This is a genomic window from Palleronia rufa (assembly GCF_000743715.1).
Classification (GTDB): Bacteria; Pseudomonadota; Alphaproteobacteria; order Rhodobacterales; family Rhodobacteraceae; genus Palleronia; species Palleronia rufa.
Genome location: NZ_JQEY01000003.1, coordinates 229,820 through 256,424 on the forward strand (window position 1 = coordinate 229,820; position 26,605 = coordinate 256,424).

Sequence of the window (26,605 nt, forward strand, 5' to 3'; positions counted from 1 at the left end):
CACGGTCCCCCCGTGCCTGACGCGACCCGGACAGAGCCGCTACCCGCGTCCCAAGAGCTGGTTCATCATCACCGAAGGTTGCGCGCAGCCGGCCTCGCCCACGATCCGGGCCGGCACGCCCGCCACGGTCTTCATCGGCGGCACGTCCTCCAGCACCACGGACCCTGCCGCGATCCGCGAGCAATGGCCCACGCGGATCGCGCCCAGCACCTTGGCCCCGGCGCCGATCAGGACGCCGTCGCCGATCTTGGGATGCCGGTCGTCGTGCTCCTTTCCGGTGCCGCCCAGCGTCACCGAATGGAGCATGGACACATTGTCGCCGACGCTCGCGGTCTCGCCGATGACGATGGAATGGGCGTGGTCGATCATGATCCCCTTGCCCATCTTCGCCGCCGGGTGGATGTCCACGCCGAACACCTCAGAGGTCCGCATCTGGATGAAATAGGCCAGGTCCGCCCGGCCCTTGGTCCAGAGCCAGTGGGCGACGCGGTAGGACTGTACCGCCTGGTAGCCCTTGAAGTAGAGAAGCGGCTGGACGAACCGGGTGCAGACCGGGTCGCGCTCATGGGTGGCCACCAGATCCGCGCGGGCCGCCTCTCCCAGCCAAGGGTCGTCCCGATAGGCCTCGTCCGCGATCTCGCGCAGGATCTGCTCGGGCATCTCGCCGCTGGCCAGCTTCAGAGACAGGCGGTAAGAGAGCGCCTTTTCGATGCTGTCGTGGTGCAGGACCGACACATGAAAGAGCCCGCCCATCAGCGGCTCATCCTGGGTCGCCTGCTGGCTTTCCTCCCGGATCCGTTGCCAGACGGGGTCGAGTTTGGTCAGGGATTTCGCCTTGAGGCTCATGGGAACGCCCTCCGGTGCTGCACTGATCCCTTATATAGAGACCGCGCGCACCGGAGAAAGCCCCGATCACAGTGTCAGCGTTGCCGCCGGGCCGGGCCCGAACCTGGCCGAAAGCTGCGCCACGCCGATCGTGACCGGCCCGGCCCCCGCATCGGCCGCCCGCGCCGCGTCGCCATAGCGCCATGCGGGGGCGAAGACCGGCACCTCCCGCAGGACCCGCCCCTCCGTGGAGACGGTGACCAGATAGGCCTCCGTGTCCTCTCCCAGAGGCACATCCAGCCCTGTCCAGCTGTCGCCGCCGATCCGCGTGCGCCGGACCCACATGACGTCCAGGCCTCCGGCGGCCTGGCGGGCACGAAGGTGAACGGGCCGGTAGGGCCTAAGGCCGATACCGTCAAACGCCCGTTCCCCATGGAGGAACGTTCCCGAATCCAGCGGCCGGGACGCCGGCCCGATTCGGTAGTGCCGCGACACACCCAGGTTCGCCGTACCGTGATCGACCTGGCTCAGCGCGCCGTCGATCAGCACGACACGGCTTCCGGCGGGCCAGACCTCGGGCATGACGCCATCGGTTCCGGCCTGACCGCGCAACCGCCCGCCCAGAAGCCATGTCCGCTCGCCCACCAGCTCGGCGGTTGCGAACTGGAACACCTCCCACAGATCGTCCAGCCCCGACCCGATGGCCATGGCATTGGCACCCGATCTCAGCGCCGCCTCCCCGACCGAGCTCAGCACACCGGACACCAGCCGCACCCGCAAGCCCGGCCCCCGGTCGATCCGGCCCGACGGCGCGCGGACCATCGGCGTCTGGGTCGTGCCGATCACCGCCGCGCGCTTCAGCACCGTGTCGAGGCCGTAGCCTGCGTCCTCCGGCGACGAGAACACCGCCACCGGCCCGCTCCAGGGGCGCGACGTCGCCGCGACATGGGGCGCATGGGGGATCTCATCGCCAGCCAGAAGCGGCAGGTCCAGAAACACCGGCAAGGGCGGTACCGCCGCGCGCCGCTGCGTCATCGGCCGCGGCGCCGCGTCCAGCACGTACTTGCCATGCGCCGCGGCCTCGATCCTGACCGCCTCGATCTGCTGGAACGCCCCCTGTTCGACCCGGTCGATCCGGTAGCTCCGCGCATCCAGGTCGATGACATCGCCGGCACCGACCGACAGCCGTGACGGCGGCAGACCCAGCCGCACCCGGTCCCTGGCAACGCGCGATTCCACCAGCCACCGCTCGGCAATCTCCCGTCCCTCGGCGCGGGTCAGCACCAGCGGCAGCTCGGTCCGCGACAGGGCGTGGCTGCGCTCGTCGGGAAAGATCGCCTCGGCGGTCGTCGCGGCGAAATCGGCGCCATCCTCGACGAAACCCAGCGACACCCGCCCGGCAAGCTCCGCCTCCGGCATCCGCATCCTGACCACATCGCCCGACTGCTCCGCGTTCTCGACCACCAGGCTCGGGTCGATCGGCACGTCCCCGCCAATTCCGCGCGGACGGAACACAAGCCGGCCGCCACGCTCGACCGCATCGAAGCCGTAAGCCAGCATCAGCGGCTGCAGTGCCGACCGACCGTCGCCCAGCGTCGGGATCGTGTAGCCGCGCACCATCTGCGTCAGCGCATCGGCATCGATGTCACGCGGTGTCAGCCCGGCCGCGCGGCAGACCTCGGCCACGATCGACGCCAGCCGCCGGTGCGCGGACCGCCCGGTCAGCCAGTGCCCACGGTCGTGGTTCGCGGAATCGCTCCAGACATCGGGCAGGCCAGGAAACTCAGGATAGGGCCGCCCGTCCCAGGCCCAGACATGCGCGCGGCCCATATCCACCATCGGCCCGCCGTAGATGTCCGACACGGGGTTGTTCGCCGGATCCTCCCAGAACTCGTACATCGCGCGGATATACTGCACCTGGATCAGCGGATCCGCGCGTCCGGTCGAGTAATAGGGCAGCGAGGATTCAGAGGACTTCGGATCCAGGAACTTGTTGGGCTGGTTCGTTCCCTTGTCCACCGCCGCGCAGCCGATCTCGGTGAACCAGATCGGCTTCATCCCGGCGATCCAGCCGGTGGGAACGCGGTCGCGCACACCGTCGATGCGGTTGTGATGCGACTGGCGCCACCAGGACCGGATGTCCTTTACCCGCCAGATCCAGGGCTCGTTCCAGGATCCATCCGTGATCGGCGTCCGGATCTGCCGGTCCCGCGCGTCCCGGTCGGCATAGAACCAGTCGTATCCCTCACCGCCCAGAATGTTGGACTTGAGATAAGACAGGTCGTGGACTCCGCCCCAGGCGGCATCGGCCTCACCGGGGGTGTCCCGCCAGTCGCTCAGCGGCATGTAGTTGTCGATACCGACGAAATCGATCAGCGGATCCGACCAGAGCGGGTCGAGGTGATAGATCAGATCGCCGGGCGCATCGGGCGGCTGATAGCCGAAATACTCGGTCCAGTCGGCCGCATAGCCGATCTTCGTGTCCGGCCCCAGGATGGCGCGCACGTCCTGGGCCAAAACCCGCAGCGCCTCGACCGCCGGGAAGCCGTCCGCGCCGCGCAGTTGCGTCAGGCCGACCATCTCCGAGCCGATGCAGAAGCTGTCCACGCCGCCTGCCGCCGCGCAGAGATGCGCGTAGTGCAAAATGAACCTCCGGTAGCTCCACGCCGGGTCGCCCGTATAGCGGATCGTCACCTGGGGTTCGGTCGGGCCCTGCGTGAACCGGCCCGCGGCACGGCTGGACCCGGTGTCGCCCGCAACGGCGGCCACGCCCGCCGGCTGCCGCTCGAAGCCGACGGAAAAATCGCCGGTTTGGGCCGTGCCGAAAAACGCAGCGACCTCCGCATCGGCCGCCGCGGTCCGGTCCGACGTGCCCGCCCGCCCCGGCGCCACACGGCCCGTGATCCGGCCGCGCCAGGGCAGCCTGGCCTGTTCGACGTCGCCATAGGGATCCGGCAGGCCGTTGCCGGCCAACTGGTCCATGAGCACGAACGGATAGAACATCACCGCCTGGCGGGCCTCCTTCAGGGCCCGGATCGACTCCAGCACCGACTGGTCGGACGGGGTGCCGCCATAGACCGGCCGACCCTCCAGCCGCGCCACCTCGCACGCTTCGGACCGCGTAATGCCGCCGGCGCGCCAGGGCATCTCGACGCCGTCGCGCTCCGCATATTCGACCTTCGGCTCGACGGTACAGGTGCCGCAGCGCAGATCGTTGCCGAACCACGACACCACCAGCGACGTCGCCCTGCAGCGCGGCAACTCACCGGTCAGCGCGTCGAGGGACGATAGCAGATCCGTGTTCGCGACCTTGCCGTGAACGTTGGTGTATTCGCTTTCGCCCAGTCCGGTCTCGACCCGCACGGGAGTTGTGGCCAGCGAATACTCGCCGGTTCCGGGGATCATCGCCACGGCGCGCACATGATCGGCCATATCGCGGCCGCGGCCGCCATCGCTGTTCCGGATCACCTCGAAGCTGAACTGCGGCACCCGGTTGCCGAATCGACCCAGCCCGAGGTTTTCCAGAACCACATAGGCCAGGCCGCGGTAGCCCGGCGCGTTTTCCGCCCCCATCACTGCGGCGATCAGCGGATCGGGAAGCTGCCGCTCGTCGCCTGGATAGACCCGCAGATCGAGACTGTCGCGCTCGATTTCCTCGCCATCCGCCCAGATCCGGCCGACCCGCGCGATCTCGCCCTCGCACAGCCCCAGGGCAAGGGAGATCGAGTAGCTGTATTCGTCCACCGTCGGCTGGCTCGGCGCCCCCTTGCCGCCGCCGCCCGTGCGCGACACCTCCTCGCGGAACGGCGACGACCACAGCACATGCGCCGGAATCCGGAATCGTCCGAAGACCTGCGGGACCGGCTGGCCTTCTCCGGCACTGGTGAGCCGCAAGCGGTCCAGCCGCCCCTGCTCGACCACCTGAGAGCCCGCGCCCATCACCGCCTGGTCGACGACCCGGCCCAGGGTCGCGCCGACCGCGCGGCCGATGACCACCGACGACAGGCCCAGAACGCCACCGCCCAGCGACGCGCCCACCGCGCCGCCCACCGCCGACAGAAGTATCGTCGCCATCAGATCGCTCCTTCGGGAAAGTCGAATACCGCGACGAGCCGCCGCCGCCAGGGGAGGCTCAGGGGAGATTCGCAAACCCCCTGGCCGGAATAGGAATGGATGAAGCGCGGCGCGGCGCCGGCTGCCGTCAGAATGCCCAGATGCTTGGCCACACCCGCGGACGTCATGCGGAACAGCAGCACCTGTCCGGGCGCGGGCGCCTGCGGATCCCCCTCGCGCAGATGCGCCCGCGCACCGTGCCACAGCGCCTCGCACCGGTCGGCCTCGCTCCAGTCGGGCGTGTAGGCCGGCAGCGCCGCCGGTTCCCGCCCGATCACCTGGCGCCAGACTCCCCTGACCAGTCCCAGGCAATCGCACCCCGCGCCGCGGCAGCTTGCCTGGTGGACGTAGGGTGTGCCAAGCCAGGTTCGCGCGGCCTCGACGACCCGGCTCATTCCGCGTCCCCGCTCACCGGATAGGACATCAGCCAATCCTCATCGGGCAGGTGCGGGCAGCCGCGGAAGTTCACCATGTTGGCGAATTTCGTCCGGCAGGTCGCGGCGCTCTTGTCGCAGCCCGCTTCGATGCGCACCCGGTCGCCCGCCTTCAGAACGGCGCCGGTGCTTTCCCACAAATCGACCCGCCGCCCGCCGGGCGCGACCTGATCGGACCGGATGGCGCGCACGTCGCCCGTTGCGTCGCCGTCCAGAACCACCAGCCTTCCGTTGGCGAACCAGCCCTCCTCGTTGACCAGCTCCGGCAGATCCACCCGTGTGCCGGACACGGCCACGACCTTGACCAGCCGCGACATTTTCGGCGCCGACATGTCTATCCCGCACTCCCGGTCCCCCAGAACCGCGCGGCACTGACGCTGGTAGAGCCGCCCCTGCGGACGGTTCAGCCGTTCCGACAGCCCCCGCAATTCTGCCTTGAACGCGCCCCCCGCCCGCTCGATCTCACCGATCTCGCCGCGAAAGAGCCGCATCCGCTGGCCCGGATCGGACCAGTTCACCAGCCAGATCTCCACCTCGGCACCGTCGAACCGGCCGGCGCGGATGTCGTCCTCGGTCAGCCCCGTATCGGACAGCGCGCCCATGGCCTCGGAGTTGTCCACCGACAGGCCCGTGGTCTGCTCCAGCGCGCGCGCCGAGAGCGCCTCGCTCGGGCCATAGGTGGCACCACCGAAGGAGATCGGCAGATCGTGATCGGTGAAGGCAAAGACCCGCCCATCCCGGCGCACGATGCGCCAGCATCGGCTGAGCGACGTCGCCCCGCTTTCCAGATGCGCGCGCAGATCCGCGGGAACCCCCGTCATACCCGCACCTCGACCACCGGGACATTCGGGATCTGACCCGCGTTGAACGTATCCATGGACACGTCGATCCGGTCGGTATCGAACCGCACGGGAACGTCGAATTCGTACCCCGCGGTGATGACCGCATCTGCCACCGGAAGCTCTCGCAAAACGACCATGCCGGTGCCCGGATCCAGGTCGAACCCCTCACCCTCATAGATCGGATCGCCCTGCACGGCCACGACCACGGTTCCGGCCACCGGCTTGGTGATCGGCCGGCGATAGGCGGTGGTTCCCAGCCCGTAGGTCTTCGTCAGTTGGAACGAGACCGTCGCGCCGTCGGCCACCCCAAGGATCTGATCGCCGAAACTCCGGCTCTTTCCGAACCTGGCAGATGAGAAATCCGCCCAGTCCTTCCACCGGAATTCGTGACGCTGCCCCCGCCGTTCCTCATAGAAGGCGATGAGCTGTTCCAGGTCGGCCATGGACCGAAGCCCGGTCCCCGCGTCGTAGCGGCGGCGCGAATGCTGCCACGGCGTGTTGCGCTCCTCGAACCCGTTGGCAAGGGTGACGATCTCTGTCCGCCGCTCCGGCCCCCCGGTGGCCCGCAGGCTCAGGGCGGTCGGAAATCTCACGTCGTGAAAGGCCATGTCCGTCCCTCCTCAGCGGTTGCGTTGGCCGCGCGACAGCGCCCGGCTCATCTGCGCGGCGATCTGGCTCTGCGACCGGCGAAAGCCTTCGGCATCGGGCGTCTGGATATTCATCACCACCTGCACCGGTCCGCCGCCACCCCCGCCCGAGCGCACGCCCAACCGGCCGTCCGCCCCGCGGGCCAGCGGCATGATCGCCTCGGGGCCGGCCTCGCCCATCAGGCCGGTACCGCCGCGCATCGGAAACGCCGTGGCGCCCTGCACCACGCCGCCGGTGGCAAACGGCATGACGCGCCCTTGAGAGAACGCGCCGCCGTCGGCGAACGGCGTCAGCCCGTCCATCGCGGCGTTGACGCCGGTTGCCAGAACGCCCCCCAGATGCTTCATCACCGGATTGACGGCGGCGTTGTAGGCCGAGTCGATCATCGACTGCGCCACGCCCTTCAGCGCCTCCGACAGCTTCTGCCCGTCAAAGATCAGCCCCTCGAAACTCGACTTCAGCCCCCTGCTGATGCCTCGCGACAGCACCGCGACCTCGCGGCCGGTGTCGGTCACCGTGGACTGCATCGCCCTGAGTTCGGCATCGAACGCCACCAGCACGGCGCGGGCGCCACCAACGCTTGCCTCGAACGTCTGCAGATCGTCCTCGAACCCTTCGATCTCTCTCATGTCACCGCTCCTCGCGTGTCACGTCGGGAAAGGCCGCGCTCAGCTCGGCCAGCCGGTCCCGTCCAAGGGGCGCGGACCCGCCGCCGCGCCCCAGCATCATCTCAAGCTCGACCGGGGTCAGCGCCCAGAACTCGGCCGGTTTCAGGCCCAGCCCGTGCATCCCGGCGCGCATCAGCACCGGCCAGTCGAACCGGGTCATCCCGGCACCGCGAAGGCCCGCGCCAGAAGCGCCCCGGCCACCCGCGCGACCTCCAGCGGACCGCCGGAAATCTCCGCGCCCAAGAGGTCCGCGGAGGTGCCGGCCCAGCCGCCGCCGTGCAGACCCGCGGCCACCACCGCCACCATGTCGCGGGTGCCGAAACGGCCGGACTCGAACCGTTCCACCAGCGCCACCAGGCTGTCGGCGCCCAGCTCGGCCTCCAGCTCGGCCAGTGCGCCCAGCGTCAGCTTGGCCACACGCCGCTCGCCATCCAGCGTCAGCGCCACCTCGCCGGCCCACGGGTTGGCCATCAGAGCGGCGTGAACTGCACGCGGCCGGCAGAGGCCATGGACATCTCGTAGGTCGCCTCGCCGTTATGGCTGCCTGCGTATTCGATGGAGGTGATCTGGAACGGACCCTCGACGATGCCGAAATCCGGGATCACCACTTGAAAGCGGGGCGTTTCGCCGTCGAAGAACACCTGCCGGACCCGCTCGTCCGTGTCGGCGTCCTTGAAGATGCCCGAGCCTGAGATCGACGCGCTCTTCATCCCCGCGCCGCCCAGCAGCTCGCGCCACCCGCCGTCGCTGTCCAGGCTTGTCACGTCCACGCTTTCCGCGTTGAACGAGATCCTCTGGGCCCGAAGCCCCGCGATCGTTTCGAAAAACCCCTCGGACGTCATGTCCAGCTTGATGAGGAGATCCTTGCCGTTCTGGGCCGCCATATCCCTTACTCCGCTTTATGAATTGTCCTGGACCTGCGCGCGAAAGCGCAGGTCGATCCGGCGCAGGCCGCTCTTCTGGACCCTCCGCGCCACTGCCTGCCGGAACCAGATCCCGACCAGATGCCCCCGGGCGAGCGTCAGCGGCCCGCCCAGAAGCGCGTCCGACACCGCGCCGGCCACTTCCTTCGCCTGGGCGAACCCGTTGGCGTCGGTGACGACCGACACCACGAAATCGTGCCACGCCCCCCCATCCGTCGCGTCCGAGCGGTCGGTGACGGTCTCCTCACCGAGGCTCACGTAGAGGCTCGGGACCGTGCCCGTGGGCATCCCGTCATAGATGTCCTCTCCCACCAGCGCGGTCAGGGCGGTGTCGTCCCGAAGGGCGACATAGACGGCGCCCTGCAATGCCAGAGAAACCCCGTAGCTCATGCCGATCGCTCCTCTTCCGCGAGGCAGGTCAGCCAGCGCGCCCCGCCGTCGGTTTCGGTGACGGCCAGAATGTCGAACACCCGCTCGCCCTCCCGGAACCTCTGTCCCGGCCGGGGCCGCGATTCGGCGCCCACCGGTGAGGCGCGCACCAGGATCCGCCAGGACGACAGGCTCAACCGCACGCCCTCGCCGCGCGCCTCGCGTCCCGACCGCGGCCGCATGTCGGCCCAGAGCGTTCCGAGCTCGCGCCACTCGCGCCGGCGCCCGCCGCGACCATCTGGCGTTTCCACTGGCGCCTCCAGCACCAGCTCGCGCGTCAATTCCACCGTCCGCATCACAGGCCACCGAAGAAGCGGGGCTGGCGATAGGGCGCCAGCAGCGACCGGATTCCCTTCGGCATGTCGCCCGTGGCCAGCCGGTCCTCGTAGAGCCCCGCGGCCAGCGACAGGATCGCCAGCGAAAGATCGTTGGGCACCCCCGCCCAGTCGTCCGCGAAACCCGCCCGGAACGTGACTTCGGCCCGGCCACCCACCGGGATCGGCGGCAGCACGAAGCCCTTGGCCACCAGGGCCGGGCGATGGGCATCGCGGGTCACGTGGATCCGGTCCAAAGCGATCGCGTCGCGCGTCCCGTCCAGTCCGATGATCGCCAGTTCGGTCATCTCGACCAGCGGCGCGCGGGGCAGCACCTGCCGCCCCATGTCGCGCCAGGCGTTGACCGTCCACACGAAGCCCCGCGCGATGACCGCCTTGCCGGTGGCCGCCTCGACCTGGGCGATGGCGGCCTTCAGCGCCCGCTCCAGCACCGGGTCCTGCAGGCCGGTATCGGCGAAGCCCCGGCCGAGCCTCAGATGCGCGCGCAGCTCGGCCAGCGGCAGAGCGCCCCCGTCCAGGCCAGTTTGCTCGACTAGATACATCCCCGTGTTCCTTCTCTCCGCTTCTCCGTCCGAATTGCGCAGGCGCGCGTCCCCACGCCGCTCGGACGGAGGGAAAGCTGGTCGGCGTGTCGCGACGCGCGCCTGCCGGACCGCCCGCACCTGCGGACGGCCCGTCCCGGCCTCAAACGGCCGAGAACCTGAGAAGCTTGATGGCGGCGAAGTCGCTCACGTCGCCGCCCACGCGCTTGGTGGCGTAGAACAGCACGTGCGGCTTGGCCGAGAACGGGTCGCGCAGGATGCGCAAGTCCGGACGCTCGGCCACCGTGTAGCCGGAGGCGAAGTCGCCAAAGGCGATGGCGGCGTTGTCCTTGGCGACGTCCGGCATGTCCTCGGCGATCAGCACCGCATAGCCCATCAGACGCGCCGGCTCACCCGCGGCCAGACCGTCCGACCACAAGAAGCGGCCGTCCGCGTCCTTCAGCCGGCGCACCACGCCCGCGGTCTTCGAGTTCATCACGAAGCTCGCGTTGGCGCGGTACTGCGCGCCCAGGGCATAGACCAGGTCCACGATCGCATCGGCATCGGCGAAGGCGCCGTCGGCACCGCTGGCGACGTAGCCCAGCTTGCCCCACTCCCAGTTCTGCTCGTCCACCACCGGGTGGGTCAGGAAACCGCGCGGCTTCTCGGCGCCGTCGCCCAGCACGAAGGCGCGCGCCTCGGCACGGGCGAAGGTGTCGGCGATGCGACCGGCCAGCCAGCCCTCGATGTCGAAGGCGGAGTCGTCCAGCAGCCGCTGGGAGGCTTTCGGCAGCGCCGACAGCTCATGCAGCGGAATGGTGATGCGGTCGATCTGGCCGGTACCGGTCTCGTTCACCGATCCGGTCTCGCTGGCCCATCCGGCCCCCATCTCGGCGGTGTCGATCAGCACGTCGTAGGAGGTGGACTCGACGTTCACGACCGTGGCGATCCGGCGGATCGAGGCGGTGGACTTCAGCACGCCCTTGACCGTGGCGGAGGTTTGCGGATCGACCAGGTAGCCGCCGTCGCCGGAGACGACGGTGGACATGCCCTTGCCTTCCAGGGCCAGTCCGCGCAGCGCGTCGTCGTCGCCAGAGCGGATGTAGTCCTCGAACGCCTTCTGATGGGGCACTTCGATTTCGGCAGAGGTGGCCAGCGCCGGGCGACGCCCGGTCTGCGATTTGGCGTGAAGCATGGTCTGTCGCTCTTCCTGCTGTTGCATCTTTGTTTCGATATCGTCCTTGAACGCTCTGAGATCGTTCACGAACTCGGCCATCGCGGCCTTAACGTCCCCGGCGGCGTCGGGCACAATCGCCCCCTCCGCCCGAGCCTTGGTCTCGGTCGTGCTCATCGCATGTCCTCGATGGTGGTGGTTGGTGCCGGGCTGTCAGCCGCCCGCCAGGGAAAGGCGCGCGGACCGGATCGCCGCCGCCAGCTCTTGCAACGGATCGGCGCCGGGCGCGTCGCCCTTGGCATCGACCCGCGCCTCTGGAAGCATCGGGAAGGTGACAAGGGACACCTCCCACAGCTCCAGCTCGCACAGGAGCCTCTGGCCCCTGTCGTTCTTGGTGGCCTTCCGCGTGCGATACCCGATGGACAGGCCATCGATCGCCCCTGCCGCCACCAGGGCCGCGGCATCGCGGCCCTTTTCCACGTCCGTCAGGATGCGTCCCCGGACCCACAGGCCCGCCGCGTCCTCACGCACCTCGTCCCAGACGCCGATCGGCTGCGCCGGATCGTGCTGCCACAGCATCTTGACCCGTCCGCCCCGTGCCCTGAGGCGTTCCAGCGACACCGCATAGGCACCGGGCTCGACCACGTCGCCGCCCTGGTCCGACACCCCGAAGACCGAGGCATAGCCCGCGATCTCGCTGCCGTCCGTCTCGACCCTTTCGAGCCCGCAGAACTTGCGCTCCAGATCCATGTTCAGTCTTCCTCTTTGGGGGCGAGGCCAAGCAGCGCCCGCTTTTCCGCATCGCTCAGGAACGCGGCCGACGACACCCGCGCCCATTGCGCGTCCCGCTCCGCCGACAGCGCCGGCACCCGGTCCAGATCGACCCGCATCTCCAGATCCTCGCCGACGAACCCCTCCAGCCACTGCGCCAGGGCACTCGCCACCCGTGCGGCCAGGGGCAGCACGGTCAGGCGATAGAACGCCCGATGCGCCTCGGCGTAGTTGGCGTAGGTCGCGTCGCCAGGGATCCCCAGCAACATCGGCGGGACCCCGAAGGCCAGCGCGATCTCGCGCGCCGCGCTCTCCTTGGTCTTCTGGAACTCCATGTCCGACGGGCTGAACCCCATCGGCTTCCAGTCCAGCCCGCCCTCCAGCAGCATCGGCCGCCCGGCATTACGCGCGCCCTGGTGATGGGTCTCCAGCTCGGCCACCAGCCGGTCGTATTGCTGCGGGTCCAGCATCCCCTCTCCGCCCTGATAGACGATCGCGCCAGAGGGCCGCGCCGCGTTGTCCAGAAGCGCCTTGGACCAGCGCGACGCGCTGTTGTGCACGTCCATCGCCTGCGCCACCGCCTGCATCGGGCTCAGACCGTAGTGGTCGTCCTGCGGATGAAAGCTCTTGACGTGGCAGACCTGCGCCGCGCCGAACCTGTGCCGCTTGCCGCCGACGCTGTAATCGTAGGCCACCGGCCAGCCATCGGCGCCCGGCACCACCGACATGCGATCGGATCTCAGGACATGCAGCTCCGCCGGCAGCGCGCCTTCGCCCACCGCCTCCACATAGCCGTCGCCGGTCAGCAGCAGCTGGCCATAGACGGCCTCCAGCAGTTCCGCACGGCCCTGCGCGCCGTTGGGACGGGCCATCAATTGCAGCACCGGATGCGTCTCCATCCGCGCACCGTCGGATTCCAGGACCAGGGGCAGCGCCGCCGCCGCCTCGGCCACCAGCTTCACGCAGCGGAATACCACCGGGTTGCCCAGGAACCCCACGCGGGTCAGCGAGGCGGTGTCGCGCGGAGTCCAGGCCACCCGGCCCGCGCCCCCATAGGCAATCGCCGGGGCGGAGAGCGCGCCAGCCGCGCTCGCCTTCGCCTCGGGCGCCTCACCGCCCCGCTTCAGAAACTGAAACATTCCTTAGCTCCTCTTTCGGCCGCAACGATCCCGCCCGCACACGGGCCCTGCCCTGCGCGGTGTCGCCGCCAATTTCCGTTCCGTCGATCCCGGCCGCGTCAGAGCGCCCGCACGCCCGGCCGCGCCTGCGGCCGTCCCATCAGTTCCGTCACCGCCCAGACCAGCGCATCGACCCGGTCGGGAGACCCCCGACCCTTGAAGCCGCCGACTGCCATCTGCGCCATCTGCGCCTCCAGCTCCGCCATCCGTCCCAGGTGCGTGACCCGTCCCTGCTCGTAAAGCGCCGCCACCGGCTCCGCTCGTGAGACCTTGCCCCGAGAGGCGTAAACACCGCGGTAACTCACCGTACGGTCCACCTGCCGCACCACCGTCTCGACAAGCTCGCCGCCCTGGTTGACCTCGGCCACCACGCGGTCCGCGCGATGGCGGCGATAGGTGGCGACGACCGCCTCGGCCCAGGCAGCCGGCGACGCGCCGGAGATGCTGGCATCCTCCAGCACCACGACCCGTTCGCCGCAGCCGCTCAGCGCCGCCACGACGATGCCGCAGGTGTCCGCCCCCGCGCCGCTCGTGACCGGCGGGTCCACCGCCACGACCACCCGGCCCAGTGCGCCAGGGTCGGATACCCGCAAGTCAGCCAACTGTCCGGCGGTCCAGAGCGCGCCCTCGACATCCTCCAGCAGCTTGCCTTCGAGTTCCTGCAACCCCAGCCGCGTGTCGCCGTAGCGGGTGCGCATCTCCTCCAGGAAGGACCCGGCCAGGTTGGCGCGGTTCGCCTCGGTCGGCGCATGGGTCAGCACGGTCGTGTCCGACTGCAGCAGCCGTTTCAGCACCGGCACGTTGCGCGGCGTGGTGGTCACGCATTGCCGCGGCCGCTCGCCCAGCCGCAGGCAGAACTGCAGCATGTCCCACGACTCCTCTGCCCGCTTCCACTTGGCCAGCTCATCCACCCAGGCGGCATCGAACTGCGGCCCGCGCAGCGCCTCGGGATCATGCGCCGAGAACGCCTGCGCCACGGCCCCGTTGGGCCAGACCAGCCGCTTGCGCGTCGCCTCCCAGACGGGGCGGCGGTCGGGGGGCGAGCAGGCAAGGATCCCGCTCTCGCCAAAGATCATCACCTCGCGCACCTGGTCGAGCGTCTCGCCCACCAGCGCCACCCGACGCGCCTCCCCCGGATCGAGGGGCCGCGACCCCTCGACCATGCTGCGCACCCATTCGGCGCCGGCGCGGGTCTTGCCCGCGCCCCGCCCGCCCAGGATCACCCAGGACCGCCAGTCGCCCTCAGGGGCGAGCTGATGTTCCATCGCCCAGAACTCGAAGAGATACGGCAGTGCCAGCAGCTCTCCTTCCGTCAGCTCATTCAGAAAGCTTTCCTGCACGCTGCGCGGCGCGGAGGCGATCCAGTCGGCCCCCGATGCTGTTGCGGGCGTCGTCGAAGTCGAGCGCGAAGTCGTGGACGACTCCCAGCTGTTTCTTGCGTAGCTCGTCAAAGCGCTTCCTCTCATCGAACACATGCGACAGAGACCGGCTAAGGTTCTGCAGCACCCGTTTCAGTTCCGTATCCGGCAGGTCGTCGCGGTCGCGGAAGAACAGTTGGCACGCTTCGAGATCGTCGAGGATCTCTTCGCATTTCCGTTCCGCGATCTTCAGGATCCGCCGCCCCTCGTCCTCATCCCCGTCGTTCAGTCGTATGACCGTCATGCCCTGTCCCCACACCAAAGGCCTCCGGTCGAGTGGCACCACACCGATGCCATCCAGCTCTCCGGACACTCTGCCGCTGAGATATTGCCATCGGGCATGGCCACCGCGTGCCGCGCGCCAAGCCTGCCGCGGGTTCCGCAAATCACTGCTTTGAAAAGAAAAAGGCGGCCGAAGCCGCCTTGTCAGAACCCAAAAGCCAACGGGTCGTTACTGACCCGCGCCCTCGGCCTCGATCCGGCGCCAGCGCGCGACATTCGCGTTGTGCTCTTCCAGCGTCCGGGCAAAGGCATGGCCGCCGGTGCCGTCGGCCACGAAATACAGCAGGTCGGTCTGTTCGGGGGCAAGCGCGGCCCGGATCGCCTCCAGCCCCGGATTGGCGATCGGGGTCGGCGGCAGGCCGTCGATGACGTAGGTGTTGTAGGGTGTCGCCGCGTCCAGTTCCGAGCGCCGCAGCCCCCGCTCCAGCACCCCTTCTCCGTTGGTGATGCCGTAGATCACCGTGGGATCGGTCTGCAGCCGCATCCCCTGCTCCAGCCGGTTGATGAACACGCTCGCCACCCGGCCGCGTTCGTCCGGCACGCCGGTCTCCTTCTCCACGATGGACGCCATGATCAGCGCCTCCTCGGGCGTGTCGTAGGGCAGATCGCCGCTGCGATCCTCCCATGCCGCGGCCAGGCGCTCGTCCTGCCGCGCCTCCATGCGCGCCAGCAGGTTCGCGCGGCTGTCGCCGGGGCTGACCTCGTAGCTGTCGGGCGCCAGCGTGCCCTCCGCCGGAACCTCCGCGACGTCCCCCTTCAGGAAATCGGCGGCGCGCAGTGCATCGACGATCTGCCAGCTCGTGACCCCCTCGGCCACGGCGATCCGGTAGCGCGTGTCGGCCTGGCCCCGGACCTGCGTGTAGGACTCGGGCACATCGCCCGCGGCGGGGTCGAACTCGGCGTCGATTTCGAAGCGGTTGGTGGCGGGGTCCAGCTCGCGCAGCTGGATCTGCTTCGCGCGCACCCCGATGCGATAGACGACTTCAGTGCCGCAGGTGGACTGGCCGCCTCTCGTCACCAGATCCACGATCTCTTCCATCGACGCGCCCTCCGGCACCCGGAAGCTGCCGGCCTTCAGCGCCCCGGACTTGTCGGTGTAGTCCGCCCCCATGCGCAAGATCCGCGGCGACGTCACGGCACCCTGCGCTTCCAGGTCGTTCGCCACGCCGACCATGGTCGAGCCCGGCTCGACCCGCAGGCAGATACCCGCGGTCAGCGGCCCCTCCGCGCGGTACGCGTTCACGCCCCAGCCGATGGCCCCGGCCACTGCGATCAACGCCACGATCAACAGGCTGAGCGCGTTCGAGACCATGTGCTTCCACATCAGCCGGCGACCTTCCTGAGCAACAGAACGGCGTTCGTGCCGCCGAACCCGAAGGAGTTCGACAGCGCCACGTCGATCTCACGCTCCACCTTGGCCTTGGGGGCCAGGCCGATCACCGCGTCCGTCGGCGGGGTGTCGAGGTTCAGCGTCGGCGGCGCCACCTGGTCGCGGATCGCCAGCGTGGAAAAGATCGCCTCGATCGCGCCGGCGGCCCCCAGCAGGTGCCCCGTCGCGGATTTGGTCGAGGACATGGTCGCCGCCCCCGCCGCATCGCCCAGAAGCCTCTGGACCGCCCCCATCTCGATCGTGTCGGCCATGGTCGAGGTGCCGTGCGCGTTGACGTAGTCGATGTCGCTCACGTCGATGCCGGCCCGCTTGACGGCCGCGCGCATCGCCCGTTCGGCGCCCTCATGGTCGGGCGGGGGGGCGGTGATGTGATGGGCGTCGCCCGAAAGCCCGTAGCCGATCACCTCCGCATAGATCGTGGCCCCGCGCGCCCTTGCCCGGTCGTAGTCCTCCAGCACGACGATCCCCGCGCCCTCGCCCATCACGAATCCGTCGCGGTCGGCATCCCAGGGCCGCGACGCGCGGGTGGGATCGTCGGCATATTTCGTGCTGAGCGCCTTGCAGGCGTTGAATCCGGCAATGCCGATCTCGCAGACGGCGGCTTCGGCGCCGCCCGCGATCATCACGTCGGCATCCTCCAGCGCGATCAGCCGCGCGGCGTCGCCGATGGCATGCGCCCCGGTCGAGCATGCCGTCACCACCGCGTGGTTCGGTCCCTTGAAGCCGTAGCGGATCGACACCTGCCCGGAAATCAGGTTGATGAGCGATCCGGGAATGAAGAACGGCGATACCCGCCGGGGGCCCTTTTCACGGATCATCACCGCCGTGTCCGCGATGGACTGCAGACCGCCGATGCCGGACCCGATCATGACCCCGATCCGCTCCAGCTCCGCGGCGCTCTCGCCGCCCAGACCCGCGTCCCGGATCGCCTGCTCGGCCGCGGCCATCCCGTACAGGATGAAGTCGTCGACCTTGCGCGCCTCCTTGGGCTCCATCCAGTCGTCGGGGTTGAACGTGCCGTCGGACCCGTCGCCGCGCGGCACCTCGCAGGCATAGGTCGTCGCCAGATGCGAGGCGTCGAAGCTTTGGATCGTTCCCGCGCCGGATTGCCCGGCAAGAAGCCGCGACCAGGTCTCCTCGACGCCGCAGGCAAGGGGAGAGACCATCCCCAACCCGGTTATGACCACACGCCGCATTCTGCTGCCCCTCGCCTTCGGTACCCTCGTCGCCGCGCGTGATACACGCGCGACGGTCCGGTTGAAAGGGGCAGCGCCCGGGCCGGCGGCAACCGGACGCTGCCCCGCACCGGGTCCGCGTCCCGGCGCAGTCTGCGGGCGATGTGCGGTCGCTCTCCGTCCCCGGCGCGGTCCGGCCCCGCCTGCCCCCCGGGGCGGTGCGCGGGCAGCTCCGATCCGCCGCCGTCCGCCCACCGCGCATGGCGATGTCGCGCCGCAGCCCTCTGCGCCCGGACCCAGGGGCGAACGCGAAAGGGACGCGGCCCGGATGTCCCGAACCGCGTCCCCTATCCTCCGACCCCGGAGGGACGCGTGGCGATCAGGTCGCCTGCTTGATGTAGGAGACCGCGTCGCCGAAGGTCTGGATCGTCTCCGCGGCGTCGTCGGGGATCTCGATCCCGAATTCCTCCTCGAACGCCATCACCAGCTCGACGGTGTCGAGGCTGTCGGCGCCGAGGTCGTCGATGAACGAGGCGTTCTCGGTCACCTTCTCCTCTTCGACGCCGAGATGCTCGACAACTTTTTTCCTGACGCGGGTTTCGATGTCGCCTTCGCTCATGTTCTTTCCTTCTCTCCGGGACGGGCCCGCTCACTGTCCGCCCGCATGGGGCATTGCTGCGTCTTTGGCCCTTGTTTCAAGGGCGATAGGCCCCGAAGCCATGTACTTCGATGCCCTGAAATGTGCGGCCCGCTATAACATACCGGATTGCCGTGGCAAACGGAATCGCCGCCCTAGAGCATCGCCATGCCGCCGTTCACGTGCAGGGTGGTGCCGGTCACGTAACCCGCCTCCGGGCTGGACAGATACACCACCGCCGCCGCGATCTCCGCCGGGCTGCCCATCCGGCCCATGGGCACCTGGTCGAGGATGCCCGCCTTCTGATCGTCGGTCAGCTTCTCGGTCATCGCCGTTTCGATGAAACCGGGGGCGACGCAGTTGACCGTGATCCCGCGGGTCGAAACCTCATAGGCCAGCGATTTGGAGAACCCGACCATCCCGGCCTTTGCCGCGGCGTAATTGGCCTGTCCCGGGTTGCCCGTCGCGCCGACGATGGAGGAGATATTGACGATCCGGCCCCAGCGCGTCTTCATCATGCCGCGCAGGCTCGCCTGGCTCAGCTTCATCACCGCCGTCAGGTTCACGTCGAGCACGCTCTGCCAGTCCTCGTCGGACATGCGCAGCATCAGCTGGTCGCGGGTGATCCCGGCGTTGTTTACCAGGATGTCCAGCGATCCCATCGCTTCGACCGCCCGCTTCGGCAGCGCCTTGAGCGCGTCGGCATCCGACAGGTCGCAGGGCAGCACATGCGCGCCCTCGCCCAGCTCGTCGGCAAGCGCCTTCAGAGGGCCTTCGCGCGTGCCCGACAGGCCCACCCGCGCGCCCGCGGCCGCCAGCCCGCGCGCGATCTCGCCGCCGATGCCCCCCGACGCGCCGGTGACCAGCGCCGCCTTTCCCGTCAGATCGAACATGGCTCAGACCTCCTGTTTCAGTGCCGCCGGGACGTCCGCGGCGGTCCCGACCGCCTGCGTCGCCACCGACCGGTCGATGCGCCGGATCATTCCCGACAGGGCCTTGCCGGCGCCGACCTCCCAGACCGTGTCCACCCCGTCGGCGATCATCCGCACCACCGACTCGCGCCACCGGACCGCCGACGTGACCTGCCGCACCAGCAGCGCCCGGATCTCGTCGGGATCGGTGACCGGGGCGGCGGTGACATTGGCCACCACCGGCATGGCGGGGGCGCGGATCGCCACATCCGCCAGGGCGGCCTCCATCCGGTCGGCGGCGGGCTGCATCAGCGCGCAGTGGAACGGGGCCGAAACGGGCAGCAGCACCGCGCGCTTGGCGCCCGCCTCGCGGGCCAGGTCCACGGCGCGCTCCACCGCCGATCGGTGTCCCGACACGACCACCTGCGACGGATCGTTGTCATTGGCCGCCTGGCAGACCTGATCGCCGGCGGCCTCCTCGGCCACGGCCCTGACCTGCGCCAGGTTCAGACCCAGGATCGCCGCCATCGCGCCGTCGCCCACCGGGACGGCCTCCTGCATCGCGCGGCCGCGCAGGCGCAAGAGCCGCGCGGCATCGGTCACCGACAGCGCGCCCGCCGCGGCCAGCGCGGAATACTCGCCCAGCGAATGGCCCGCCACCATGGCGACGTCGCCCATCTCGAACCCTTCGGATTGCAGCGCCCGGATCGCCGCCAGCGACGTGGCCATCAGCGCCGGCTGGGCGTTGGCGGTGAGGGTAAGGTCGTCCTGCGCGCCCTCCCAGATCAACCGCGACAGCGGCGCGTCCAGGGCCGCGTCGACCTCCTCGAACACGGCGCGCGCCTGCGGATAGGTCTCGGCGAGATCGCGGCCCATGCCGATGGTCTGCGCTCCCTGTCCCGGAAAGACGAGTGCAAGGGTCATGCCTGCCTCCACGTGGCTGTCCGGCCCGGCTTACCGGTCCCGGCCCGGCTTGGCAAACCGCCCGTTCAGCCCGCGTCCAGCGCCGGTCTCGGCGGGGAACCGGCCTGCCCGGCCACCCGATCGGTGCGGGCATGGCGCGGCCTGCCGGCGGCGCGGTCCCTGAGCCAGGCGGCGGCGGCGCAGATGGCGATGGCGGCGGGCGGCAGGGTCCAGGCCAGCCAGCGCTCGGCCGGCTCCACGTCCATCAGGATCTGCCCGACCAGCGCAAGCATCGTGCCCAGCGCAAAGACCAGCAGACCGTGCCGGCCCAGCAGCCGCAGGGGCCACATCGCGGCAGACCCGCAGAGCCGCGTCGCCGACGGCAGGCAGGAGATGACATAGACCAGCGCCAGAATGTGCAGGAACCGCGGCATGGCCAGGAAGGTCTTGTTGTGGGAGACGACGTTCCACGGCACACCCAGCGCGCCAAGCTGGGCCATCTTGTGGTTCATCGCACTGCCCACCGCGGGTACGTGGCGCCAGATCAGCACCACCGCCAGGAACGTCGCCGCCACGCCGAACAGCGGCCAGCTCACCGGCACCAGCCGCGCGCCCTTGCGGTGGCGGATGCCGATCACCAGCCCGATGAGGAAGATCGCCTGCCAGGCGAAGGGGCTGAAGAACCAGCCCCCGCCGCCCGGATGGTTGGGGATGTTGAGCCTGAGCATCCCGGAGACGAGCCAGACCGCCAGCCCCGCGCCAATGGTCCACCACGGTGCGCGGAGCCCGCCCGCGACGATCAGCGGCGCGACCAGCAGCAGCACCATATAGGCCGGCAGGATGTTCACATAGCCGATCTGGTAGCTCAACGTGGCCAGACCCGCCAGCGCCGCCCCCGTCTCCGTATAGATGAGGCCCAGATTGTGAACCACGCGGAACTCGGCGCGAAAGAAGGTCTCGGCCGCCCAGGCATAGAGCCCCAGGGCCCCCACCGTCAGCGCGATCTGGACCAGATAGAGCGTCCAGGCCCGGTTCCACATCGGACCCACCGCATCCCAGAGGCGGCCGCTGCCGGTCAGCCATCGCTCGACCGCGGGGGAATAGGCGATCCCCGCGGCGATGCCGGACATGATGAAGAACGCCTCCGCCGCATCGGAAAAGCCGAAGTTGCGGATCGTCAGATCCTCATAGGGGTTGCCTGGCATGTGGGTGATGATGATCATCGCCAGCGCCACGCCGCGGAACGCGTCGATCCGCGGATCGCGCTGGCGCGGTGCCTCTATGGGGCCGCCGCGGAACGGGACCAGCTTGCTCTCAGGCGGAGCGGGCGTAGCGGCGGATCGGGACATCCCCGGCCTCCCTGGTAGCGGCCCCGGGGTCGAGATTGCGGCGATAGGCGGCGATCACCGCGGACGGCGCGCGCTCATCGGGGACGGTGAATACCGCGTCGGTCAGCGGCTGCGAGGTCAGCCAGATGAGTACCGGCGCCGCGATCATCGGCAGCGTCACGGGCATCAGCCACCAGATCAGGTCCGGCGACAGCCAGTAGGTCGCCGCCGTCGCCAGCACGCCCGACAGGGCGATCCAGCGGCCGGCGCGCCAGGATTCCGCAAGGCTCAGCCGCCCCTCTCCGCGTTGGGTGGCGGGCCAGCCGCCGTCCCGGCCGGAAAACACCTCTGCCACGGCCCGCGACTGGTACATGAGCATCAGCGGCGCGATCAGCGCGGTGACGAGGATCTCCGCCACCACCGATCCCGCCGCCCGCGCCGCGCCGCCGAAGCCGGCGGCGCGCCCCGTCAGGACGGACTCGGCCAATATGGTGAATTTCGGCAAAAGCAGCAGACCGCCGACCCCGACGGCCAGAGCGACGATCTGGGTGGTCCGGTCGTCCGGAAACACCGGAAAGAGCTGGTAGGCCATGGGGAAATAATCGGGCGAGGAGGCCGTGACCGTGGCCAGGGCGGAGGCAATCAGGAACGCCGCCCAGGCGACCGACACCAGATAGGACAGGATCCCCTGGACAAAGACGAACCGGCTCCAGCCGCGTAACCCGGGGGCGCCCAGCAGGCGGATGTGCTGCAGGTTGCCCTGGCACCAGCGCCGGTCGCGCCGCGCGAAGGCCAGAAGGTTGTCCGGACCTTCCTCGAAGGACCCCTCGATCCGCGGATCGACCTCCACCCGCCAGCCGCCGCGTGCCAGGAGCGCCGCCTCCACGTAGTCGTGGCTGAGGATCGTACCGCCGAAGGGCGGCGGCCCGGACAGTTCCGGCAGCCCGCAGCACCTGGCCAGGGCGTCCACCCGGACGATGGCGTTGTGGCCCCAGAACGGCCCCGTGGCTCCCTGGATCCGCGCCTGTCCCCGCGCGAAGACCGGAGAGTGGAAGTTGGCCGAAAACTGCATCGCCCGGCCGAAAAAGGACGTGGCCCCCACGATCTTGGGCAGGGTCTGCAACAGCCCCAGGGTCGGGTCCGCCTCCATCCGCGCGATCAGATGGCGAATGGTCTCTCCCTCCATCAGGCTGTCGGCGTCCAGGATCACCACGTAATCATAGGCGGCCCCGGAGCGTCGGATGAAGTCCTCGATATTGCCGGCCTTGCGGCCGCTCCGGTCGGTCCGGTTGCGGTAGAACACCCGCGCGCCGTCCCGGCTGTCGGCCAGCAGCGGCGCGAAGGCGGTGCGCTCGCGCCCCAGCGCATCGGGATCGAACGTGTCGGAGAGGATGGCGAAATCGACGCTGAGCCCGGCGGACAGCGCGGAGTCGCGGATCGCCGCAAGGCGCGCGGCACCCTGGACGGCATCCTCGTTGCAGATGGGCATGAGCACGGCGGTCGGTGGCGCGCCCTTCAGCACCGGCGCCACCCGCCCCCGGCCCAGGGGCGGCAGACCCAGGAACGCCTGCGCCGCCCCCCAGGCCAGCCATCCTGTGGTCACGAAGATCAGCGCGACACGCACCGCGTCCCACAGCCCGAACCCGGCCGTCAGCCCGGCCTGCGCCAGCGTCACCGCGGCCGCCACCGCGCAGGCCGCCGCGAAGACAAGCGCGGCGATCCGGCAGAGCGTTGTCCGACCGGCGCGCATATGGGGCTCTCGGCGGGGCATGGCGGTCAGACGTTGCGCGCGAAGAGACGGCCGATGTCCCAGATCGGCGGGACGCGGCGATGGGCCGGGCGCGGACGCTCAAGCACCTGACGCGGCATCTCGCGCGGCGCGGCAGGGGGCATCGCGGCGGCCATGGTGTCATCGATTGACGACACGACCGAAAGTTCGGGGTTCGACATCACTCTCTGAGCCATTGGTAGATCCATGTTTCCGACAGCCGACGCTCTTCCAGCCACAGGTCCGCGCTCATCTCGACCACGGCGCCGGCATCGGCGCTCACCTCGACGACAAGCCGCAGAAGTCCTGACCCGGGATCGATCGTCTGAAGGACCTCTTCCTCCAACTTCCCGTTCGACACGGTTATGTTGGGCTTAACCTGCTGATCGCCCCCCAGTTCCGCGAGAGGCCCGCCCAGGAAGTCGATCACGAACTTTCGGCGGTCCTTCGCCGGATCCACGCCCGAAACGCCGCCGTGACCGGCCAATGTGCGCGAAACCTGGGCAAGATCGGATTCGGCGCCCGGCGGAGACATCCCCCAGTAGAGCCGGTAGGCGGTGTCCAGTTCGTCCCCGGCGGCGAATTCGGCCTCGGGAACCCAGAAAGCCACGATGTTGTCGTTCGCCTCCAGGTCGGACGGAATCTCGATCAGCCGGACCGCCCCGCGGCCCCAGGCGCCCACCGGTTCGACCATCAGCGACGGGCGGCTTTCGTAATGGGCGCCGGCGTCCAGGTAATCGTCGAAGTCGCGGTGCCTCTGGACCAGGCCGAAGGACTGGGGCGACATCGCGCCCATGTAGGAATTCGCCAGCCGCGGCGGATTGTTGAGCACCCGCACCACGGCGCGCTCCTCGGTGTTCACGACCAGCGCCTCGCTGTCGTGGACGCGGTTGCGGTAGTCGTCGAAATCCCCCCGGTCGTTGGGGCCGAAAAGATACATGGAGGTCAGCGGCGCCAGGCCAAGCTGCTCGATGTCGCGCCGGAAGAACAGCCGCAGGGTCACGTCCATGGTGGTGGTGCGCCCCGGTTTGACCACGAACTTGTAGGCGCCGGTCAGCGATTCGCTTTCCAGCGAGGCGTAGAAGACCACGTGATCGGCATCCGGCTCCGGCCGTTCCAGCCAGAAGGCGGTGAAGCTGGGGAATTCCTCCTCGGCGGAGGTCGCGGTGTTCACGGCCAGTCCCCGGGCGCTCAGCCCGTAGCGGTTGTCCTTGCCCAGGGCGCGGAAGTAGCTGGCCCCCAGGAACGACACCACCTCATCGAACTGGCCCGGCGCGTTCAGCGGCGCGTTGAGGCGAAACCCCGCCACGCCCGGCAACTCGTCCACCTCCGCCATGACCCCTCTGGCGTCGCTGTAGTAGCGGAAGTCCTCGGTCGAGAACGTCAGCGGCGTCACCTCGCCGTCCACGACCTCGTAGAGGGACACGGTGGTGTCGAAAAGCCAGCCCGGATGGTAGGCATGGAGCACCGCGAACGCATCCTCCCCCGCCCAGACGGCGCTCTCTTCGCGGAACTGGATGCGGCGGTAGTCGTCGTAGTTCAGATCGGAGAACGGCTTGCCCAGCGGTTCGGGGGGCACGTAGTCCTCTGCCGCGGCCCTGCGCGCCCGCTCCACCAGCCAGTCGAACGAGAACGCCTCCTGCCCGCCGACCGGTAAATCGCCGCCGGCCTGGGTATCCGCGTCGCTCTGGGCCATCGCGCGCGCGCCCGGAAACGCCGCCACGGCGGCAAGCGTCAACGCCGACCCGCCGCCGCGCAGGATCGCCCTGCGCGACAGGATCCCATCGCCGGAATTCAATCTCGTCATCATCTGCCCTGCATGCATCGCTCCGCGCAAAGCTTTGGTGCGCGCGCAGCAATTTCAACGCCGATCCGCGGACTTGGCGGTTTTTCGCCACTGCGATCCGGCGCCACTCCCGCACCGATTGCACCGCACATGCTGGACGTGTGGTCGGAACCGCCCCGCCTGTACCCGCCGCCGGCGCCGGAGCGATGCCCGCGCCGCAGCGCAGCAAGACCGCGGTGCCGCGCCGGGTCCGGCGGCCGCGATCGCCGGGCCGCAACCTCAGGCTGAACCGGCGCCCGGCGCCCGGCGTCCCGTCCCGCCGGTCCGCACGACAAACGCCGGTGCCCGGTCCGTGCCCCGCGCGACCCGCGGCTTGCATTCCGCCCCGTCCCCCGCTAAGGCCCCGGAACTTCCGCGACCGAACCCTGTCGGCGCAGCCTCTCGTGACCGGGGCGCGGAAGTCTTTGATCCCGGTCTTTGAAATGCGCCCCGAACATCGAAGGACAAAGCCATGCCGCTCTACGAGCATGTCTTCATTTCCCGTCAGGACCTGTCGAACACGCAGGCCGAGGGGCTCATCGAACATTTCGGCTCGGTGCTGTCGGACAACGGCGGCACCCTCGTCGATCACGAATATTGGGGCGTCAAGACGATGGCCTACAAGATCAACAAGAACCGCAAGGGGCATTACGCCTATCTGCGCACCGACGCGCCCGCGCCGGCGATCCAGGAGATGGAGCGTCTGATGCGCCTCCATGACGATGTCATGCGCGTTCTGACGATCAAGGTCGACGGACACGAGGACGGACCCTCCGTCCAGATGCAAAAGCGCGACGATCGTGACGATCGCCGTCCGCGCCGCTAGAAAGGAGCCCCGACAATGGCCGCAAAACCGTTTTTCCGCCGTCGCAAGGTCTGTCCCTTCTCGGGCGACAACGCGCCGAAGATCGACTACAAGGACACCCGTCTGCTGCAGCGCTACATCTCCGAGCGCGGCAAGATCGTGCCCTCCCGCATCACCGCCGTGTCGGCCAAGAAGCAGCGTGAACTCGCCCGTGCCATCAAGCGCGCGCGGTTCCTCGCCCTTCTGCCCTACGCGGTCAAGTAAGGAGCCGGATCCATGGCAATGAACGTCATCCTCCTCGAACGCGTCGCCAAGCTGGGCCAGATGGGCGAGGTCGTCTCGGTCAAGGAAGGCTATGCCCGCAACTATCTGCTGCCGCAGAAAAAGGCGCTCTGGGCGTCGAAGGCCAATGTCGAGGCCTTCGAGCAGCAGAAGTCCGAACTGCAGTCCCGCAACGAAGAGACCAAGGCAGAGGCGCGCGGCCTCGCCGACCGTCTGGAGGGCCAGCAGTTCACCGTGATCCGCGCCGCCTCGGACGGCGGCGCGCTCTACGGCTCGGTCTCGACCCGCGACGTGGCCGAGGCGGCGGCCGAGGCCGGGTTCGAGGTCGACCGCCGGCAGATCGCCCTGGGCGCCCCGATCAAGGAGCTGGGCATCCACGAGGCCACCGTGACCCTCCACCCGGAGGTCGAGGTCGGCATCGAGCTGAACGTCGCCCGCTCTCCCGAAGAGGCCGAGTTGCAGAAGCAGGGCAAGTCGATCCAGGAGATGGCCGCCGAGGAAGAAGCCGCCGCGGAGTTCGAGATCCAGGAGCTCTTCGACGACATCGGCGCGGCGCAGCTCGACGAGCTGGAGACCGCCGACGAGCAGCGCACCGGCCAGCCGGCGGTGCAGGAGAAATCCACCCTCGCCGAAAAGCTGGGCGACAGCGACTGATCCGCGCCGGCAAAGCTGCGACCAGGGCCCCGGCGTTCGCGCGCCGGGGCCTTTCTCATGCGGATGACCGCCAGGGGCGATCCCTGCCGCGACAGGGGACCGACGCGCCCATCGGCGATGCGTCTTGCATCCACCATCGCGATGCGGCGCGGCGGACAGGGGTCAGGTCCTGACCCCAATCCGCGTTCCCGGTTCCATACCGCGGGCCATCTCCCGAAGTGGTCGAAGGCCAGCGACTGGCCCGCCGGCCCCCGGAGACGTTGCCCGCGCGACAAAGGCGACGGCTGCGGACATCCCCGGGCCGCGCGCTTCCGCCTGACCCGCCCTGACCCGGCGCAGTGCCGGGGCGGAAGGGCCCGCGGCACC

At 69.3% G+C, this 26,605-nt stretch carries 29 protein-coding genes; 3 read left to right on the plus strand and 26 right to left on the minus strand.

What is annotated here, in order from left to right; all coding sequences use genetic code 11:
* Window positions 1-39: 39 nt before the first annotated feature.
* From cysE to KW83_RS07015, 26 genes are all read right to left on the minus strand, one after another.
* A complete protein-coding gene (gene cysE, locus KW83_RS06895) occupies window positions 40-846 on the minus strand; it encodes a serine O-acetyltransferase (RefSeq protein WP_036176573.1) in 807 nt (268 codons plus the stop codon).
* 66 nt (window positions 847-912) lie between these two features.
* Window positions 913-4,899 (minus strand): baseplate multidomain protein megatron, encoded by a 3,987-nt coding sequence (locus tag KW83_RS06900; protein ID WP_036176575.1) that lies wholly within the window; start codon window positions 4,897-4,899, stop codon window positions 913-915.
* Window positions 4,899-5,333: an NlpC/P60 family protein gene (locus KW83_RS06905; RefSeq protein ID WP_036176578.1), complete on the minus strand. Its 435-nt coding sequence runs from the start codon at window positions 5,331-5,333 to the stop codon at window positions 4,899-4,901. The genes KW83_RS06900 and KW83_RS06905 overlap by 1 nt, the downstream gene beginning before the upstream one ends.
* Entirely contained in the window at window positions 5,330-6,193 is an 864-nt protein-coding gene (locus tag KW83_RS06910) for a DUF2163 domain-containing protein (protein ID WP_036176581.1), read from the minus strand. Before KW83_RS06910 ends, KW83_RS06905 begins: the two co-directional genes overlap by 4 nt.
* Window positions 6,190-6,822: a DUF2460 domain-containing protein gene (locus KW83_RS06915; RefSeq protein ID WP_036176584.1), complete on the minus strand. Its 633-nt coding sequence runs from the start codon at window positions 6,820-6,822 to the stop codon at window positions 6,190-6,192. The genes KW83_RS06910 and KW83_RS06915 overlap by 4 nt, the downstream gene beginning before the upstream one ends.
* 12 nt (window positions 6,823-6,834) lie before the next feature.
* Window positions 6,835-7,491 carry a phage tail tape measure protein gene (locus tag KW83_RS06920; RefSeq protein ID WP_036176587.1) on the minus strand — a complete coding sequence of 219 codons (657 nt, stop codon included), beginning with the start codon at window positions 7,489-7,491 and terminating at the stop codon, window positions 6,835-6,837.
* Between the two features lies 1 nt (window position 7,492).
* Window positions 7,493-7,690 carry a rcc01693 family protein gene (locus tag KW83_RS06925; protein ID WP_036176589.1) on the minus strand — a complete coding sequence of 66 codons (198 nt, stop codon included), beginning with the start codon at window positions 7,688-7,690 and terminating at the stop codon, window positions 7,493-7,495.
* The gene (locus KW83_RS06930) at window positions 7,687-8,001 is read right to left on the minus strand and encodes a gene transfer agent family protein (RefSeq protein WP_036176590.1); all 315 of its coding nucleotides are present in this window, start codon (window positions 7,999-8,001) and stop codon (window positions 7,687-7,689) included. Before KW83_RS06930 ends, KW83_RS06925 begins: the two co-directional genes overlap by 4 nt.
* On the minus strand, window positions 8,001-8,414 hold the full coding sequence (locus tag KW83_RS06935) for a phage major tail protein, TP901-1 family (RefSeq protein ID WP_036176591.1): 414 nt from the start codon (window positions 8,412-8,414) through the stop codon (window positions 8,001-8,003). Before KW83_RS06935 ends, KW83_RS06930 begins: the two co-directional genes overlap by 1 nt.
* Before the next feature lie 15 nt (window positions 8,415-8,429).
* Window positions 8,430-8,843: a DUF3168 domain-containing protein gene (locus tag KW83_RS06940; RefSeq protein WP_036176592.1), complete on the minus strand. Its 414-nt coding sequence runs from the start codon at window positions 8,841-8,843 to the stop codon at window positions 8,430-8,432.
* Window positions 8,840-9,178: a head-tail adaptor protein gene (locus tag KW83_RS06945; RefSeq protein ID WP_036176595.1), complete on the minus strand. Its 339-nt coding sequence runs from the start codon at window positions 9,176-9,178 to the stop codon at window positions 8,840-8,842. The genes KW83_RS06940 and KW83_RS06945 overlap by 4 nt, the downstream gene beginning before the upstream one ends.
* Complete coding sequence (locus KW83_RS06950; protein ID WP_036176597.1) at window positions 9,178-9,759, minus strand: head-tail connector protein; 582 nt, start codon at window positions 9,757-9,759, stop codon at window positions 9,178-9,180. Before KW83_RS06950 ends, KW83_RS06945 begins: the two co-directional genes overlap by 1 nt.
* A gap of 142 nt (window positions 9,760-9,901) precedes the next feature.
* Window positions 9,902-11,089 carry a phage major capsid protein gene (locus KW83_RS06955; protein WP_036176600.1) on the minus strand — a complete coding sequence of 396 codons (1,188 nt, stop codon included), beginning with the start codon at window positions 11,087-11,089 and terminating at the stop codon, window positions 9,902-9,904.
* A gap of 36 nt (window positions 11,090-11,125) precedes the next feature.
* On the minus strand, window positions 11,126-11,662 hold the full coding sequence (locus KW83_RS06960) for an HK97 family phage prohead protease (RefSeq protein WP_200879662.1): 537 nt from the start codon (window positions 11,660-11,662) through the stop codon (window positions 11,126-11,128).
* A 2-nt stretch (window positions 11,663-11,664) separates the two neighbouring features.
* Complete coding sequence (locus KW83_RS06965) at window positions 11,665-12,822, minus strand: phage portal protein (RefSeq protein ID WP_036176603.1); 1,158 nt, start codon at window positions 12,820-12,822, stop codon at window positions 11,665-11,667.
* A 98-nt stretch (window positions 12,823-12,920) separates the two neighbouring features.
* Window positions 12,921-14,201, minus strand: a complete 1,281-nt coding sequence (locus KW83_RS06970; RefSeq protein WP_036176606.1) for a DNA-packaging protein — start codon at window positions 14,199-14,201, stop codon at window positions 12,921-12,923.
* Window positions 14,179-14,592, minus strand: a complete 414-nt coding sequence (locus KW83_RS21390) for a hypothetical protein (protein ID WP_235191376.1) — start codon at window positions 14,590-14,592, stop codon at window positions 14,179-14,181. Before KW83_RS21390 ends, KW83_RS06970 begins: the two co-directional genes overlap by 23 nt.
* Before the next feature lie 138 nt (window positions 14,593-14,730).
* On the minus strand, window positions 14,731-15,885 hold the full coding sequence (gene mltG / locus KW83_RS06980) for an endolytic transglycosylase MltG (RefSeq protein ID WP_036176609.1): 1,155 nt from the start codon (window positions 15,883-15,885) through the stop codon (window positions 14,731-14,733).
* On the minus strand, window positions 15,885-17,147 hold the full coding sequence (fabF, locus tag KW83_RS06985) for a beta-ketoacyl-ACP synthase II (RefSeq protein ID WP_036176611.1): 1,263 nt from the start codon (window positions 17,145-17,147) through the stop codon (window positions 15,885-15,887). Before fabF ends, mltG begins: the two co-directional genes overlap by 1 nt.
* 358 nt (window positions 17,148-17,505) lie before the next feature.
* Window positions 17,506-17,745 (minus strand): acyl carrier protein, encoded by a 240-nt coding sequence (locus KW83_RS06990; RefSeq protein WP_036176613.1) that lies wholly within the window; start codon window positions 17,743-17,745, stop codon window positions 17,506-17,508.
* A gap of 173 nt (window positions 17,746-17,918) precedes the next feature.
* Complete coding sequence (fabG, locus tag KW83_RS06995; RefSeq protein ID WP_036176615.1) at window positions 17,919-18,656, minus strand: 3-oxoacyl-[acyl-carrier-protein] reductase; 738 nt, start codon at window positions 18,654-18,656, stop codon at window positions 17,919-17,921.
* Between the two features lie 3 nt (window positions 18,657-18,659).
* The gene (gene fabD / locus KW83_RS07000; protein ID WP_036176617.1) at window positions 18,660-19,598 is read right to left on the minus strand and encodes an ACP S-malonyltransferase; all 939 of its coding nucleotides are present in this window, start codon (window positions 19,596-19,598) and stop codon (window positions 18,660-18,662) included.
* 65 nt (window positions 19,599-19,663) lie between these two features.
* A complete protein-coding gene (locus KW83_RS07005; RefSeq protein ID WP_081904497.1) occupies window positions 19,664-20,926 on the minus strand; it encodes an OpgC family protein in 1,263 nt (420 codons plus the stop codon).
* Window positions 20,892-22,655: a glucans biosynthesis glucosyltransferase MdoH gene (mdoH, locus tag KW83_RS07010; protein WP_407667846.1), complete on the minus strand. Its 1,764-nt coding sequence runs from the start codon at window positions 22,653-22,655 to the stop codon at window positions 20,892-20,894. The genes KW83_RS07005 and mdoH overlap by 35 nt, the downstream gene beginning before the upstream one ends.
* Before the next feature lie 26 nt (window positions 22,656-22,681).
* Entirely contained in the window at window positions 22,682-22,870 is a 189-nt protein-coding gene (locus tag KW83_RS20485; protein ID WP_152563503.1) for a hypothetical protein, read from the minus strand.
* Entirely contained in the window at window positions 22,855-24,483 is a 1,629-nt protein-coding gene (locus KW83_RS07015; protein WP_081904507.1) for a glucan biosynthesis protein, read from the minus strand. The genes KW83_RS20485 and KW83_RS07015 overlap by 16 nt, the downstream gene beginning before the upstream one ends.
* A 487-nt stretch (window positions 24,484-24,970) precedes the next feature.
* Between KW83_RS07015 and rpsF the strand changes: the two genes are divergently transcribed.
* From rpsF to rplI, 3 genes are read left to right on the plus strand one after another with little or no spacing between them, the layout of a single operon-like run.
* Window positions 24,971-25,324 carry a 30S ribosomal protein S6 gene (gene rpsF, locus KW83_RS07020; protein WP_036176619.1) on the plus strand — a complete coding sequence of 118 codons (354 nt, stop codon included), beginning with the start codon at window positions 24,971-24,973 and terminating at the stop codon, window positions 25,322-25,324.
* 15 nt (window positions 25,325-25,339) lie between these two features.
* Entirely contained in the window at window positions 25,340-25,567 is a 228-nt protein-coding gene (rpsR, locus tag KW83_RS07025; protein WP_005982441.1) for a 30S ribosomal protein S18, read from the plus strand.
* 18 nt (window positions 25,568-25,585) lie between these two features.
* On the plus strand, window positions 25,586-26,239 hold the full coding sequence (gene rplI, locus KW83_RS07030) for a 50S ribosomal protein L9 (protein WP_036176623.1): 654 nt from the start codon (window positions 25,586-25,588) through the stop codon (window positions 26,237-26,239).
* Window positions 26,240-26,605 lie beyond the last annotated feature (366 nt).

Bases quoted from the DNA above. Each gene is read 5' to 3' on its own strand.
- cysE (WP_036176573.1), bottom strand. From the start codon at position 846: ATGAGCCTCAAGGCGAAATCCCTGACCAAACTCGACCCCGTCTGGCAA.
- KW83_RS06900 (WP_036176575.1), bottom strand. From the start codon at position 4,899: ATGGCGACGATACTTCTGTCGGCGGTGGGCGGCGCGGTGGGCGCGTCG.
- KW83_RS06905 (WP_036176578.1), bottom strand. From the start codon at position 5,333: ATGAGCCGGGTCGTCGAGGCCGCGCGAACCTGGCTTGGCACACCCTAC.
- KW83_RS06910 (WP_036176581.1), bottom strand. From the start codon at position 6,193: ATGACGGGGGTTCCCGCGGATCTGCGCGCGCATCTGGAAAGCGGGGCG.
- KW83_RS06915 (WP_036176584.1), bottom strand. From the start codon at position 6,822: ATGGCCTTTCACGACGTGAGATTTCCGACCGCCCTGAGCCTGCGGGCC.
- KW83_RS06920 (WP_036176587.1), bottom strand. From the start codon at position 7,491: ATGAGAGAGATCGAAGGGTTCGAGGACGATCTGCAGACGTTCGAGGCA.
- KW83_RS06925 (WP_036176589.1), bottom strand. From the start codon at position 7,690: ATGACCCGGTTCGACTGGCCGGTGCTGATGCGCGCCGGGATGCACGGG.
- KW83_RS06930 (WP_036176590.1), bottom strand. From the start codon at position 8,001: ATGGCCAACCCGTGGGCCGGCGAGGTGGCGCTGACGCTGGATGGCGAG.
- KW83_RS06935 (WP_036176591.1), bottom strand. From the start codon at position 8,414: ATGGCGGCCCAGAACGGCAAGGATCTCCTCATCAAGCTGGACATGACG.
- KW83_RS06940 (WP_036176592.1), bottom strand. From the start codon at position 8,843: ATGAGCTACGGGGTTTCTCTGGCATTGCAGGGCGCCGTCTATGTCGCC.
- KW83_RS06945 (WP_036176595.1), bottom strand. From the start codon at position 9,178: ATGCGGACGGTGGAATTGACGCGCGAGCTGGTGCTGGAGGCGCCAGTG.
- KW83_RS06950 (WP_036176597.1), bottom strand. From the start codon at position 9,759: ATGTATCTAGTCGAGCAAACTGGCCTGGACGGGGGCGCTCTGCCGCTG.
- KW83_RS06955 (WP_036176600.1), bottom strand. From the start codon at position 11,089: ATGAGCACGACCGAGACCAAGGCTCGGGCGGAGGGGGCGATTGTGCCC.
- KW83_RS06960 (WP_200879662.1), bottom strand. From the start codon at position 11,662: ATGGATCTGGAGCGCAAGTTCTGCGGGCTCGAAAGGGTCGAGACGGAC.
- KW83_RS06965 (WP_036176603.1), bottom strand. From the start codon at position 12,822: ATGTTTCAGTTTCTGAAGCGGGGCGGTGAGGCGCCCGAGGCGAAGGCG.
- mltG (WP_036176609.1), bottom strand. From the start codon at position 15,885: ATGTGGAAGCACATGGTCTCGAACGCGCTCAGCCTGTTGATCGTGGCG.
- fabF (WP_036176611.1), bottom strand. From the start codon at position 17,147: ATGCGGCGTGTGGTCATAACCGGGTTGGGGATGGTCTCTCCCCTTGCC.
- KW83_RS06990 (WP_036176613.1), bottom strand. From the start codon at position 17,745: ATGAGCGAAGGCGACATCGAAACCCGCGTCAGGAAAAAAGTTGTCGAG.
- fabG (WP_036176615.1), bottom strand. From the start codon at position 18,656: ATGTTCGATCTGACGGGAAAGGCGGCGCTGGTCACCGGCGCGTCGGGG.
- fabD (WP_036176617.1), bottom strand. From the start codon at position 19,598: ATGACCCTTGCACTCGTCTTTCCGGGACAGGGAGCGCAGACCATCGGC.
- KW83_RS07005 (WP_081904497.1), bottom strand. From the start codon at position 20,926: ATGTCCCGATCCGCCGCTACGCCCGCTCCGCCTGAGAGCAAGCTGGTC.
- mdoH (WP_407667846.1), bottom strand. From the start codon at position 22,655: ATGCGCGCCGGTCGGACAACGCTCTGCCGGATCGCCGCGCTTGTCTTC.
- KW83_RS20485 (WP_152563503.1), bottom strand. From the start codon at position 22,870: ATGGCTCAGAGAGTGATGTCGAACCCCGAACTTTCGGTCGTGTCGTCA.
- KW83_RS07015 (WP_081904507.1), bottom strand. From the start codon at position 24,483: ATGATGACGAGATTGAATTCCGGCGATGGGATCCTGTCGCGCAGGGCG.
- rpsF (WP_036176619.1), top strand. From the start codon at position 24,971: ATGCCGCTCTACGAGCATGTCTTCATTTCCCGTCAGGACCTGTCGAAC.
- rpsR (WP_005982441.1), top strand. From the start codon at position 25,340: ATGGCCGCAAAACCGTTTTTCCGCCGTCGCAAGGTCTGTCCCTTCTCG.
- rplI (WP_036176623.1), top strand. From the start codon at position 25,586: ATGAACGTCATCCTCCTCGAACGCGTCGCCAAGCTGGGCCAGATGGGC.